The organism is Jiangella asiatica, assembly GCF_004349065.1.
In the GTDB taxonomy this organism is placed as follows: domain Bacteria; phylum Actinomycetota; class Actinomycetes; order Jiangellales; family Jiangellaceae; genus Jiangella; species Jiangella asiatica.
Map to the genome: position 1 here is coordinate 1 of NZ_SMKZ01000068.1, position 13,812 is coordinate 13,812.

Here is a 13,812-nt window from a genome sequence, read left to right on the forward strand (position 1 = left end):
GGGTTCGCTGGGCGGGCTGGCGTCGGTTCCTGGAGGCGGTTCGTAGGGGAGCACCGCCGTCACGGCGAAGCCGCCGTCGCCGGTCGGTCCGGCCGCGAGCGTGCCGCCGACCACCGTCGCCCGTTCGCGCATGCCGACCAGCCCGTGCCCCGGCGTGGCCTGGGTGACCGCGGCGGTGGCCGGTGCCGCGTTGGCGACCCGCAGCTCCAACGAACCTTCTCCGTACCGGACGTCGACGGCGACCTCGGTGCCCGGGGCGTGCCGGACGGCGTTGGCCAGGGACTCCTGGACGATCCGGTACGCCGAGAGCTCCACCGCCGCGCTGATCCGCGCAGGCACCGGCCCGGACACGGTCAGGTCCACGGAGGCGCCGGAGCGGCGAGCGCTCCGGATGAGCTCCTCGAGCTGGTCCAGGCCGGGCTGCGGAGCGAACCCGACTCCGTCGTCGGTGCCGCGCAGCACGCCGAGCAGGCCGCGGATCTCGTCGAGGGCCTGCCGGGCGGACGCGCTGATCGAGGCGAACTCCGCGGCGGCGTCGTCGGGCAGGTCAGCGAGCCGGTACGGCGCGGTCTCGGCCTGCACGACCACGAGCGACATGTGATGCGCGACGACGTCGTGCAGCTCGCGGGCGATGCGGGCGCGCTCCTCGAGAACGGTGCGGCGGGCCTTCTCCAGTTCGCTCAGCTCGGTCTGCCTGGCGAGGTCGCGGCTGGTGCTGCGCCGGGCGCGGAGCAGGTCGCCGATGACCACGATCGCCGTCACGGCGACGATGAGCATGACCACTGTTCCGGAGTCGCCGGGCACGCCGGTGAGCATGGCCGCCACGGAGGTGGCCCACACGCAGACCGTCGTCCAACGTTCGTACCGGATGCTGACCACCAGCGCCGACGCCAGCCAGACCCACTGGAAGACGACCGGCCAGGTCCCCGGGTACTCGGCGTCGCTGGGCGAACCGGCGAGCGCGAGAACCACGGCCAGCGCGGTTGCCAGCCGCCAGCCCACCAGCGGATATCGCTCGGCCAGCCCGATCGGGAGCGCCACGACGAGCCCGACCACCGGCACCAGCAGCGGATGCATCTCGACCGTCGCCTCGACCGTGGACACCGTCAGCCAGAACACCCCGAACGCGAGCAGCCACGCCGCGTAGCGCCGCGCCCACGACGGAGCCACCCGGGTGCCGGCGCCGCCGATGCGTGCCGCCGGGACGGGCCGCAGGTCCAGGAATGCCTCGCGGGCTCCGCGCAGCAGCAGCTCCGGCACGTCGGCCGGCGGCACGGGCGCTTCCGCTGGCAGCCTGGGCAGCAGCCCGGCCTGCCGGACCACGATCCCGCCGACCCCCACAGCTGCCGCCCCGACCGTCCAGCCGGCCGTGAGGTCGTCGGCGGCCGACGCGTTGAACAGCAAGGCGGTCGCGACCGTCGCCGCCGCGGGGATGAGCACCTCGACGGCGCGCGGACGCTCGCGGGCAGCCTGTCGGGGCAGCGGTGCGTGGGACCCGCGGTCCGGCAGGGGCCGCACGCCGACCGCGAACAGCAGGGCCAGCAGTACCAGCCCGTGCATGACCGGCCACGGCCACGGGTCGCCGTCGACCACCTCGTACGCCCGCGAGACCAGCAGCGCGCTCCCTGCGGACAGCACCCAGCCAGCCACCGGCAGCGACCCGATCAGCCCGAACGGCAGCGCCGCCGCGGAGGCCACGACCGGGAGTGCGGCCGCGGGCAGGTCGAGCACGTCCCGCGCCGTCACCAGGGTCACGACGAACACGGCCGCGGCGCCCAGCCACGGCAGCCACGTCCGCACGCCGCGTCCCTGCTCGATCACGCCGTTCACCCTAGGGCGACGACCGTCTCCGCGCGTCGTACCACGGCGGTATCCCCAGGGCATACTGGGGAGCCAGTCGCAAGATCGCTCCGCGGTGGGACGATCGCCCACGGCCGCGTCCCTAGCGTCCGGCGCCATGGGAATCCGCATCGGACGGCTGCTCGGGGCGCTGCTGCTGTCGCTCACTCTGTCCGCGGCCGGCACCGCACCGCCCTCGGGCCGGAGCACCGAGAACGCTGCCGCCGCCCGTGCCGTCATCGTCCTGACCGGTGCGACACCGGACAGCATCACCGGGAGTCCCGTGACCACCCACGGCGAACCACCGACCGCACCTGACAACCGAGACGTTGCGAACGGTGCCCCGGCCCTCGCGGGCGGCGACCTGGCGGGCGTGCTTCCCGCGGACTTCGCCGCGGTCATGGGCTACGTGCCGCAGATGGTGACCGGCGAGGACGGCGCGGTACACCTGATCGACGCCGACGGCGGATGTTCGTGGTTGGGCAATACGTCCTATGGATTCGACCGTGCATGCCAAAGTCACGACCTCGGCTACGACCTGCTGCGCTACGCGGCGGATCGAGGGGACGAGCTGGGATCGTGGGCTCGCCGGGCCGTCGACGACCGATTGTCAGCGGACCTGCGGGCACGCTGTGACGAGGTGGACGGCGGCGCAGCATGCCGCGCGCTGGCGGGAGCGGCGCAGGCCGCGGTGACGGTGAACTCGTGGCGGCAGGGCTACGGCGTCCCGCGTGAGGAGCAGCCCTGGCCGTACCTGCTGGCGGCGGCGCTCGTGGTCGTTGCCTCGGTGGCGTCGCTGGCCGGAGGCCGGCGGAATCGAACGCCCCGTGAGCTGGGGTTCCGGCCGCCCCGGCCGGCCGGAACCCCAGCGGCCGGCGTGCCCGACCGGCTGGCCGGCCACTCGACCCGCCGTCCCCGACGTGCTGGACGACTCCCGTCCGATGCCTCACGCTCCCTATGGGTACGTTCCCCACGCCGGACGTGACACCCGCCCCGAAAGAATCGTGATATCTTGACTTCAAGAGACTTTCGGGGCGTAGCGAGCCCATCGGTTAGGCGACCCTCAGCGCCGACCGACCGCGGCTGTTGCGCGACGATGAGCGGGACCACCACGGATGCGAGAGGTTGGGGATCGAACGTGACCAGCAAGGACAGCTTCGGCGCGAAGGGCACGCTCCAGGTCGGGGACACCTCGTACGAGGTCTACCGGCTGGCGGCCGCCGGCGACGTCGCCAGGCTGCCGTACAGCCTGAAGATCCTGCTGGAGAACCTGCTGCGTACCGAGGACGGCGTCAACATCACCCCCGACCACGTCCGCTCGCTGGTCGGCTGGGACGCGCAGGCGCAGCCGAGCATCGAGATCCAGTTCACCCCGGCCCGCGTCGTCATGCAGGACTTCACCGGTGTTCCGTGCGTCGTCGACCTCGCCACGATGCGCGAGGCGATGGGCGACCTCGGCGGCGACGCGTCGAAGATCAACCCGTTGGCGCCGGCAGAGCTGGTCATCGACCACTCCGTCATCGCCGACGTGTTCGGCGCGCCCGACGCGTTCGTCCGCAACGTCGAGCTGGAGTACGGCCGCAACAAGGAGCGCTACCAGTTCCTGCGCTGGGGTCAGGGCGCGTTCGACGACTTCAAGGTGGTCCCGCCGGGCACCGGCATCGTCCACCAGGTCAACATCGAGCACCTCGCCCGCACCGTGATGGTGCGCGACGGCGTCGCCTACCCGGACACGTGTGTGGGCACCGACAGCCACACCACCATGGTCAACGGCCTGGGCGTGGTCGGCTGGGGTGTCGGCGGCATCGAGGCCGAAGCGGCCATGCTGGGCCAGCCGGTCAGCATGCTGATCCCGCGGGTAGTCGGCTTCAAGCTCAACGGCAGCCTGCCCGACGGCGCGACCGCCACCGACCTGGTGCTCACCATCACCGAGATGCTGCGCAAGCACGGCGTGGTCGGCAAGTTCGTCGAGTTCTACGGCCCGGGCGTGGCCGAGGTGCCGCTGGCCAATCGCGCCACCATCGGCAACATGAGCCCCGAGTACGGCTCCACCATCGCCGTCTTCCCGATCGACGACGAGACCGTCCGCTACCTGCGCCTCACCGGACGCAGCGAGGAGCAGGTCGCACTGGTCGAGGCGTACGCGAAAGAGCAGGGTCTCTGGCACCACCCGGCCCACGAGCCGGAGTACTCCGAGTACATCGAGCTCGACCTCGGCACCGTCGTCCCGTCCCTCGCCGGCCCGAAACGGCCGCAGGACCGCGTCTCGCTCACCGACGCCAAGACGGCGTTCCGCACTGCGCTGCGTGACTACGTCGCCCACGAGGACGGCCCGCACACCGGGCTCGACGACGCGGTCGAGGACACTTTCCCGGCCAGCGACCCGGTGGCCGTACATCCCGGTAACGGTGCCGAGGACCCGCCGGTGGTGGTGTCCGCCGCCAGCACCGCGCAGGGCCGGCCGTCGGCACCGGTCAAAATCACGCTCGACGACGGTTCGGTGTGCGAGGTCGACCATGGCGCCGTCGTCATCGCGGCCATCACCAGCTGCACGAACACCTCGAACCCGTCGGTCATGATCGGCGCGGCGCTGCTGGCGAAGAAGGCCGTCGAGCGCGGCCTCAACCGCAAGCCGTGGGTGAAGACCACTCTTGCGCCCGGCTCCAAGGTCGTCATGGACTACTACGAGCGCGCCGGCTTGACGCCGTACCTGGAGAAGCTCGGCTTCCACCTGGTCGGCTACGGCTGCACCACGTGCATCGGCAACTCCGGCCCGCTGCCCGAGGCCGTGTCGGCCGCCGTCGACCAGAACGACCTCGCCGTCGTCTCCGTGCTGTCGGGCAACCGCAACTTCGAGGGCCGCATCAACCCCGACGTGAAGATGAACTACCTGGCTTCGCCGCCGCTGGTGGTGGCGTACGCGCTGGCCGGCAGCATGGACCTCGACATCACCACCGAGCCGCTGGGCACCGACGCCCAGGGTGAGCCGGTCTACCTGCGCGACCTGTGGCCGTCGCCTGCCGAGATCGAGGAGGTCGTCGAGTCGGCCATCGCCAGCGAGATGTTCACCCGCGACTACGCCGACGTGTTCGCCGGCGACGACCAGTGGCGCTCGCTGCCGACGCCGGAGGGCGACACCTTCGCCTGGGAGGCCTCGTCCACCTATGTGCGCAAGCCGCCGTACTTCGACGGCATGGGCGTCGAACCGCAGCCGGTCAGCGATGTTCAGGGTGCTGTCGTGTTGGCTATGCTGGGCGACTCCGTCACCACCGACCACATCAGCCCGGCCGGTGCCATCAAGGCCGACTCGCCGGCCGGGACGTACCTCTCCGAGCACGGCGTCCAGCGGCGCGACTTCAATTCCTACGGCTCCCGCCGCGGCAACCACGAGGTCATGATCCGCGGGACGTTCGCCAACATCCGCCTGCGCAACCAGATCGCGCCGGGGACGGAGGGCGGCTTCACCCGCGACTTCACCCAGCCCGACGCGCCCGTCACCACCATCTACGACGCATCGGTCGCCTACGCGCGGGCCGGGACGCCGCTCGTGGTGCTGGCCGGCAAGGAGTACGGCTCGGGCTCGTCGCGCGACTGGGCGGCCAAGGGCACCGCGCTGCTCGGCGTGCGCGCCGTCATCGCCGAGTCCTACGAGCGCATCCACCGCTCCAATCTCATCGGCATGGGCGTGCTGCCCCTGCAGTTCCCGGAGGGCCAGAACGCCGAGTCGCTCGGCCTCACCGGCGAGGAGACATTCGACATCAGCGGCATCACCGCCCTGAACGACGGCTCCACCCCGGCGACGGTTCGCGTCACGGCCGGCGACGTCGAGTTCGACGCCGTCGTGCGCATCGACACCCCGGGCGAGGCGGACTACTACCGCCACGGCGGCATCATGCAGTACGTGCTGCGCAGCCTGCTGGGCTGAGGTCAGGATGTGGGCGTGAGTGACGCCGACGGTGCCGGATCGAGTCGGACATCGTGACGAGGGCCCACGTCGGTACAGGCGGCCAGGAAGCGAACGGGTAGCCCGGCCGGTGGACCGCGCGCGGCTGCCCACAGATCGCCGCGACGCCCTGGCGTTTTCGACGGTGTCGGCGCGCTCGAGTACGACGGCCGGCTCGACACCGGCCGGGTGGTGGCCGAACAGCGGGAACGCGAGTGGCAGCTCAGCGGGGCCGGGCCTGGAGGTCGTCCGATACGGCGGGGATCTCGCACGGCACGACCGACGACGCCTGGCGGCACGGTTCCGGGCCGCCGTGACGGCCACCCCGGCCCGCACCCAGTTCGGTGGTGGCGCCATGCGGTTCGAGGTGCGCCCATGAGGCGAGCACACGGAAGGCCAGGACGTTACGGAAGGCCGGGAGGCTCGACGGGTTCGGGCGCGACGGTGTCGCGCTCCCGGCCGCGCAGGGCGGCGATGCCGGCCAGCATCACCAGCAGTGCCGCCGCGCAGACCCAGGCGCCGGCCTGGATGTCGCCGAACGAGAAGCTGACGGCGTCGTCGGCCGAGGACATCACCGCCCACAGCACCAGCGCCGCCACGCCGATCAGCCAGCCCAGGCTCAGCACGAAACGCGACAGCAGCAGGGCACCGACGATGCCGAGCAGCGCGACGACCGCCAGCGGCATCGCCATCGAGTTCCAGTAGGAGGTCGGCTCGCCGGTGGCGTCGGTCTGGAACAGCCGCTCGAGCGGGATCTGCGTGGCGTCGTCGTCGTCGAACCAGCTCAGGTAGGCGCTGGCGGTGACACCGATGGCGCCGACCGCAGCGACGACGGCGGCACCGACGCGCTGGCGTGTGACCATGTGGATCGCCTCCTCGTCGAGGATCCCTATGAATCACTCTGCCACGCTCGGGGCGGGCGGCGACGAGAGTCAGGAGTCGCCGTCGAACATCGACAGCGGTGCGTCGACCTCCTCGCGGCGCGGCCCCATGACCGCGATGCCGACCATCAACGCGACCAGGCCCGCCACGCACACCCACACGCCGTACCGGACGTCTCCCCACGCGGGGGCGTTGTCGGTGGCGTCGCCGATGGCGCGCATCAGGCCCCACAGGACGAGCGTGGCTACGCCGATCATCCAGCCCAGCCCGATGAGCAGCCGGAACCGGACCAGCGCGCCCAGGGCGCCCAGCCCGCCGACCACGGCCAGCGGCGCCGCGACCGACGTCCAGTACCCGGCTGCCGCGGCCGGCGTGCCGGTCTCGACCAGGTGGCGAATAGGCAGCTCGAAAGGCGCACGGTCGCCGTACCAGCTCAGATAGGCGCTGACGGCGCACAGCAGGCTGCCGCCGGCGGCGATGATGGCCCCGATGGCGCGGCGACTCAGCCGCCCGGCTCGGCCGGACCGTCCGAACCGCGCGGGCGCGCGTTCCTCGTGTTGCACAGCGGAAGGGTAGTGGCCGCCGCTGCGCACAACAACATGCTCGACGCGGTACACCTGAACGTGATCGCACGCGCCACGCCATCTAGACTCGGCAGTCAGCACCGACGCGACGAGGAGGCGGCACGCGTGGGACTTCTGGACCGCATCGAGCACCCACGTGACCTGCGGTCGATGCCGGATGCGGATCTCGAGACGCTGGCCGCGGAGATCCGCGACCGACTGGTGTCCACGTGCGCGCCCAACGGCGGGCACCTGGGGCCCAACCTGGGCGTCGTCGAGCTGACCATCGCGACGCACCGCGTCTTCGACTCTCCGCGCGACCCGATCGTCTTCGACACTGGTCACCAGGCCTACGTGCACAAGATGCTCACCGGACGCCACGGCGACTTCGGCCGGCTCAAGCAGGCCGGCGGGCTCTCGGGATACCCGAGCCGGGCCGAGAGCGAGCACGACTGGGTCGAGAATTCGCACGCCTCCACCGCCTTGTCCTACGCCGACGGGATGGCCAAGGCGTTCGCCGTGCGCGGCGAGCGCGACCGCACCGTCGTCGCCTTCATCGGCGACGGCGCGCTGACCGGCGGCATGGCCTGGGAGGCGCTGAACAACATCGCCGGCGGCCCGCAGACTGGTCCGGACCGCCGGCCACTGGTCATCGTCGTCAACGACAACGGCCGCTCCTACTCGCCGACGGTGGGCGGCCTCGCCCGGCACCTGGACGGGCTGCGCACTGACCCCCGCTACGAGCAGGCGCTCGACGTCGTCAAGCGCGCGCTGGGACGTACGGCCCTGGTCGGGCAGCCGTTGTACGACGCACTACACGGCGCCAAGAAGGGCCTCAAGGACCTGCTGGCTCCGCAGGGCTTGTTCGAGGACCTCGGCCTGAAGTACATCGGCCCGGTCGACGGGCACGACCGCGCGGCCGTCGAGCAGGCGCTCACCCAGGCGAAGAAGTTCCGCGGCCCGGTGCTCGTGCACTGCCTGACGCAGAAGGGCTACGGCTACGACCCGGCGCTGCGCGACGAGGCCGACCAGATGCACAGCCCGGGGGCGTTCGACCCGGCCACCGGGGCACCGGCCGGCAGTTCGGTTCGCAGCTGGACCGACGTGTTCAGCGACGCGCTGGTCCGCGCCGGCCGCGAGCGCCCCGACGTCGTCGCCATCACCGCCGCGATGCTCGGCCCCACCGGCCTGGAGCCGTTCGCACGGGCCTTCCCGGACCGTTGCTTCGACGTCGGCATCGCCGAGCAGCACGCCGCCACGTCGGCCGCGGGCATGGCCATGATGGGCCTGCACCCGGTGGTCGCCGTCTACGCCACGTTCCTGAACCGCGCGTTCGACCAGGTACTCATGGACTGCGCGCTACATCGCGCCGGGGTCACGTTCGTGCTCGACCGCGCCGGTGTCACCGGCAACGACGGCCCGTCGCACAACGGCATGTGGGACCTGTCGATCCTGCAGGTCGTGCCAGGGCTGCGGCTGGCCGTGCCGCGCGACGGTGCCCAGCTCACCGAGCAGTTCGCCGAGGCTCTCGACGTCGGCGACGCACCCACGGTCGTCCGGTTCCCGAAGGGCGCGGTCGGCCCGGACATCGCCGCGCTGGAGCGCATCGGCGGGGTCGACGTGCTGGCCCGCTCGCAGTCGAACGACGTCCTGCTGGTGGCGGTCGGCGCGCTGGCCGGCGTCGGCGTCGACACCGCGAAGCGGCTGGGCGCGCAGGGCGTCGGCGTCACCGTCGTCGACCCGCGCTGGGTGAAGCCGGTCGACGACGCCCTGGTCACGCTGGCCAGACAGCACCGCATCGTCGTCACGCTCGAGGACAACGGGCGCGTCGGCGGCGTCGGGACGGTGCTCGCCCAGGTGCTGCGCGACGCCGGCGTCACCGTCGCGTTCCACGGCTACGGCCTGCCACAGCGGTTCCTGGAGCACGCCAAACGCGACCAGATCCTCGCCGAGGCGGGGCTGACCGCGCAGATCCTGGCCCGCGAGGTCTCCGGGCTGGTCGCGGCCCTGGACAACGGGGCGTCCCCGCACGATCGAACGACGGTGTGATAGGTGAGCGATATTCCCCCCAGCCGGCGGCGGGTCGACCCCGACTGGCTGCGCCCCGAAGCCCTCATCGCCGGCCGGCTGCTGGTCATCGGCCTGGCGGTCGCCGCGGCGATGTGGCTGGTCCTGCAGGTGCAGTTCATCGCGACCGCGGTCGTGCTGGGCTTCGCCGAGGTCGCGCTGCTGTGGCCGCTGGCTCGCGGGCTGCGTGCCCGCAGGGTCCCGGCCGTACTGGCGGCGCTGCTGTGCGTGCTGCTGTTCCTGGCCTTCTTCGCCGGGCTCCTGATCTTCGTCATCACCGAGGTGGTCGACTCCTGGCCGCGGATGGTGGACGCCATCACCGGCTCGGTCAACGAGATCAACGAATGGCTCGAGGGCGGCCCGTTCGGGATGGACACCCAGAGCGTTCAGGACCTCCTCGACGAGCTGGAGTCGCGACTGGGCGACGTGCTCGGCGACGTCACCAGCGCCGCGGTCGGCGGGTTGTCACTGGTCGGCAACTTCGTCACCGTCATCCTGATCGCCACGTTCTTCGCCATCTTCGCGCTGACCAGTGGCGACAAGCTGTGGCAGCAGTTCGTCGGGGTCCTGCAGCCCGAGCACCGCTCGCCGGCTGACGCCGCGTTCCGCGCGTCGATGCGCACGGCGGGCAACTGGTTCTACGCCTCCACCATCACCGGCCTGGTCGACGGCGTGCTGATCGGCGTGGGCATGCTGATCCTCGACGTGCCGCTCGCGGTGCCGATCGGCGCGCTGACCTTCCTGATGGCCTACATCCCGCTGGTCGGCGCGACGCTGGCCGGCGCGGTGGCGGTGCTGGTGGCGCTGTTCTCCGGCGGGTTCACGACGGCGCTGTGGGCGCTGGTGATCGTGGTGATCGTGCAGCAGATCGAGGGCAACGTGCTGTCGCCCCTGCTGATGTCGCGGGCGCTGAACTTCCATCCCGTCGTGACGTTGATCCTCACCACCGCCGCCGCGGCCGCGTTCGGCCTGATCGGGCTGTTCCTGGCGGTCCCGGTGACGGGTGCCATCGCGGCCGCGGTGCTGGCGTGGAAGCGCACCGCGCGGGCGCAGCAGCTGAGCGCGAACGCGCCGCCGCAGGAGGGCGAGCCCTCACCTATGCCGTGAGACACCAGCCGCCACCGTCACTCGAAGACGGTGGCGGCTCCGCGTGTGCTGCCGCTGGGCTACGACGATTGGACGCTTGCCACCCCGGGCGGCAGGAATCGCCGGCCGGTGGCGCGCTCGGAGATGCCCGAGCGGTCCAGGTACGGCGTGATGCCGCCCAGGTGGAACGGCCAGCCGGCGCCGAGGAGCAGGCACAGGTCGATGTCCTGCGCCTCGGCGACGACGCCCTCGTCGAGCATCAGGCGGATCTCTTGCGCGACGGCGGACAGCGCCCGCTCGCGCACCTCGTCGGCCGTCAGCACCGTCGCGCCCTGCTCGAACAGCGCCGCGGTGTCGTCGTCGAGGTACGGCTTCCCCTGCTGGTCCCACGACCAGATGCCGGGCTTACCGGCCGCGACCAGGCGGCGCAGGTTCTCCGAGACGCCGAAGCGGGCCGGGAAGGCGTCGTGCAGGGTGTCGGCGACGTGCAGGGCGACCGCCGGGCCGACCAGCTGCAGCAGCACGAACGGCGACATCGGCAGTCCCAGCGGCGCGAGCGCGTTGTCGGCGACGTCCAGCGGGGTGCCGGCGTCCGCGGCCGCCGTCACCTCGCCCATGAGGCGCGTCAGGACGCGGTTGACGACGAACGCCGGCGCGTCCTTGACCAGCACGCACGACTTCTTCAGCGTCTTTCCGACGGCGAGCGCGGTGGCCAGCGTGGCGTCGTCGGTGCGCTCGGCCCGGACCACCTCGACCAGCGGCAGCACCGCGACCGGGTTGAAGAAGTGGAAGCCAACGACGCGTTCGGGGTGCCGCAGCCCGGCCGCCATCTCGGTGACCGACAGCGCGGAGGTGTTCGTGGCCAGCACGCACTCGGCGGAGACCACTGTTTCCAACTCAGAGAACACCTGCTGTTTGACCTTCATCTCCTCGAAGACGGCCTCGATGACGAAGTCGGCGTCGGCGAAGACAGACTTGTCGGTGGAGCCGGTGACCAGCGCTTTCAGCCGGTTGGCGGCGTCTGGCGAGACCCGTCCCTTGGAGAGCAGCTTGTCGACCTCGCCGTGCACGTACTGGACGCCCCGCTCGACCCGCTCGGCGTCGAGGTCGGTGAGGACCACCGGCACCTCCAGCCGCCGCACGAACAGCAGCGCCAGCTGGCTGGCCATCAACCCGGCGCCGACGACGCCGACCGTGGTGACCTGCCGGGCCAGCGCCTTGTTTGGAGCGCCGGCGGGCCGCTTGGCCCGGCGCTGGGTGAGGTCGAACGCGTAGACGCCGGAGCGCAGCTCCTCGCTCATGATGAGGTCGCCGAGGGCCTCGTCCTCGGCGGCGAATCCCTCGTCGCGGGAGACGGTGCGGGCCGCGGCGATCAGCTCCAGCGCGCGGTACGGCGCCGGCGTGGCGCCGTGCAGCCGCCCGTCGGCGATGGCCCGGCCGCGGGCGACGGCGGCGTCCCACGCCTGGGGGGAGCGGTCGACCTCGGGGCGCGAGACGGTGACGTCGCCGCGCACGACCCGGGCGGCCCAGACGAGGGACTGCTCGATGAAGTCCGCACCGTCCAGGGCGACGTCGGCGATGCCCAGCTGAGCCAGCTGCGGGCCCTTGAGCATGCGGTTCTGGTTCAGCGCGTTCTCGATGATGAGGGAGACCGCGGGGTCGGGCCCGACGAGGTTGGGCAGCAGCCAGGCGCCGCCCCATCCGGGTACGAGCCCCAGGAACACCTCGGGCAGCGCGATGCCCTGTGCCGCCTTCGACACGGTGCGGTAGGTGCAGTGCAGCGCGATCTCCAGGCCGCCGCCGAGGGCCAGCCCGTTGACGAGCGCGAAGGTGGGCACCGGGCCGTCGGCGAGCTTGCCGAACACCCGGTGCCCGAGCCGTCCCAGCTCCACCGCCTGCTCGCGCTCGGTGACCAGCGCCAGGCCCTTGAGGTCGGCGCCGGCGGCGAGGATGAACGGCTTGCCGGTGACGGCGACGGCGACGACGCCAGGCTGGGCGTACGCGGCGTCGATGGCCCGTTCCAGGCCCAGCAGCGTTGCCGGCCCGAGCGTGTTGGGCTTGGTGTGGTCGTGACCGTTGTCCAGCGTGATCAGCGCGGCCGTGCCGGCGCCGAGCGGCAGGTCGACGAAGCGCAGGTGCGAGGTGGTGACGACCTCGTCGGGGAAGACCGTGGCCAGGTCGGTGGTCATCAGGCGGCCGCCTCCTCGATGTGCTCGGCGTGGTGTGGGTTCTCCCAGACGACCGTGCCGCCCATGCCGATGCCGATGCACATGGTGGTGACGCCGTAGCGCACCTCCGGGTGCTCGGCGAACTGGCGGGCCAGCTGCGTCATGAGGCGGACTCCGGACGAGGCGAGCGGGTGCCCGACGGCGATGGCGCCGCCGTAGAGGTTGACGCGGGGGTCGTCGTCGGCGATGCCGAAGTGGTCGAGGAAGGCCAGCACCTGGACCGCAAACGCCTCGTTGATCTCGAACAGCCCGATGTCGTCGATGGACAGGCCGGCCTTGGCCAGCGCCTTCTCCGTGGCCGGGACCGGCCCGACGCCCATGACCTCCGGCTCGACGCCGGCGAAGGCGTAGGAGATCAGCCGCATCTTCGGCGACAGCCCGAGCTCGGTGGCGGCATCGTCGCTGACCAGCAGCGCGGCGGTGGCGCCGTCGTTGAGACCCGCGGCATTGCCGGCGGTGACCCGGCCGTGCGGACGGAACGGCGTCTTGAGGCCGGCCAGCGTCTCGACCGTGGTGGCGGGCCGTGGCGGTTCGTCTGCCGTGGCCAGGCCCCAGCCCTGCTCGACGCTGCGGGTGGCGACGGGGACGAGGTCGGGCTGGATCTTGCCGTCGGCGACCGCGGCGGCGTACCGGGCCTGGCTGGCCGCGGCGAACGCGTCGGCCCGATCCTTGGTGAGGTGCGGGAAACGGTCGTGCAGGTTTTCGGCCGTGCTCCCCATGACCAGGGCGGACGGGTCGACGAGCTTCTCGGCGAGGATGCGCGGGTTGGGGTCGACGCCCTCGCCCATCGGGTGCCGGCCCATGTGCTCGACGCCGCCGGCGATGACGACGTCGTACGCGCCGAACGCGATGCCGCCCGCGGTGGTGGTGACGGCCGTCATGGCGCCGGCGCACATCCGGTCGATGGCGTAGCCGGGGACGCTTCGGGGCAGTCCGGCCAGCAGCGACGCCGTCCGGCCGATGGTGAGGCCCTGGTCGCCGAGCTGGGTGGTGGCGGCGATGGCGACGTCGTCGACCCGCTCCGGCGGCAGGCTGGGATTGCGCCGCAGCAGCTCGCGGATGCAGTTGACGACGAGGTCGTCGGCGCGGGTCTCGTGGTACATGCCCTTGGGGCCCGCCTTGCCGAACGGGGTGCGTACCCCGTCGACGAAGAGCACGTCGCGAACAGGCCTGGGTGGACGAGGCACGTGGCCCTCCTCGATCT

9 protein-coding genes are annotated in these 13,812 nt (G+C 71.9%); 4 read left to right on the forward strand and 5 right to left on the reverse strand.

Annotated features, from left to right (window positions below):
• Positions 1–1,821, reverse strand: a 1,821-nt coding sequence (locus E1269_RS28835; RefSeq protein ID WP_131901159.1) for a sensor histidine kinase, incomplete at its 3' end; no start/stop codon positions are given.
• Between the two features lie 136 nt (positions 1,822–1,957).
• Between E1269_RS28835 and E1269_RS28840 the strand changes: the two genes are divergently transcribed.
• Entirely contained in the window at positions 1,958–2,824 is an 867-nt protein-coding gene (locus tag E1269_RS28840) for a hypothetical protein (protein WP_131901161.1), read from the forward strand.
• Between the two features lie 153 nt (positions 2,825–2,977).
• On the forward strand, positions 2,978–5,764 hold the full coding sequence (locus tag E1269_RS28845) for an aconitate hydratase (protein ID WP_239001065.1): 2,787 nt from the start codon (positions 2,978–2,980) through the stop codon (positions 5,762–5,764).
• A 422-nt stretch (positions 5,765–6,186) separates the two neighbouring features.
• Here the strand turns inward: E1269_RS28845 and E1269_RS28850 are convergent, their stop codons facing one another.
• Together E1269_RS28850 and E1269_RS28855 are read right to left on the reverse strand one after the other, a co-directional pair.
• On the reverse strand, positions 6,187–6,645 hold the full coding sequence (locus E1269_RS28850; protein ID WP_131901164.1) for a hypothetical protein: 459 nt from the start codon (positions 6,643–6,645) through the stop codon (positions 6,187–6,189).
• 69 nt (positions 6,646–6,714) lie between these two features.
• Entirely contained in the window at positions 6,715–7,227 is a 513-nt protein-coding gene (locus E1269_RS28855) for a hypothetical protein (protein ID WP_131901166.1), read from the reverse strand.
• Between the two features lie 126 nt (positions 7,228–7,353).
• On the opposite strand from E1269_RS28855, the gene dxs reads away from it, so the two are divergent.
• Together dxs and E1269_RS28865 are read left to right on the forward strand one after the other, a co-directional pair.
• The gene (dxs, locus tag E1269_RS28860) at positions 7,354–9,276 is read left to right on the forward strand and encodes a 1-deoxy-D-xylulose-5-phosphate synthase (RefSeq protein WP_203434175.1); all 1,923 of its coding nucleotides are present in this window, start codon (positions 7,354–7,356) and stop codon (positions 9,274–9,276) included.
• A gap of 3 nt (positions 9,277–9,279) precedes the next feature.
• Positions 9,280–10,401, forward strand: a complete 1,122-nt coding sequence (locus tag E1269_RS28865) for an AI-2E family transporter (RefSeq protein WP_131901168.1) — start codon at positions 9,280–9,282, stop codon at positions 10,399–10,401.
• A 59-nt stretch (positions 10,402–10,460) separates the two neighbouring features.
• Here E1269_RS28865 and E1269_RS28870 read toward each other — a convergent pair whose 3' ends face one another.
• Both E1269_RS28870 and E1269_RS28875 read right to left on the reverse strand, forming a co-directional pair.
• Positions 10,461–12,569 carry a 3-hydroxyacyl-CoA dehydrogenase NAD-binding domain-containing protein gene (locus tag E1269_RS28870; protein ID WP_131901170.1) on the reverse strand — a complete coding sequence of 703 codons (2,109 nt, stop codon included), beginning with the start codon at positions 12,567–12,569 and terminating at the stop codon, positions 10,461–10,463.
• Positions 12,569–13,795 (reverse strand): thiolase family protein, encoded by a 1,227-nt coding sequence (locus E1269_RS28875; protein ID WP_131901172.1) that lies wholly within the window; start codon positions 13,793–13,795, stop codon positions 12,569–12,571. Before E1269_RS28875 ends, E1269_RS28870 begins: the two co-directional genes overlap by 1 nt.
• Positions 13,796–13,812 lie beyond the last annotated feature (17 nt).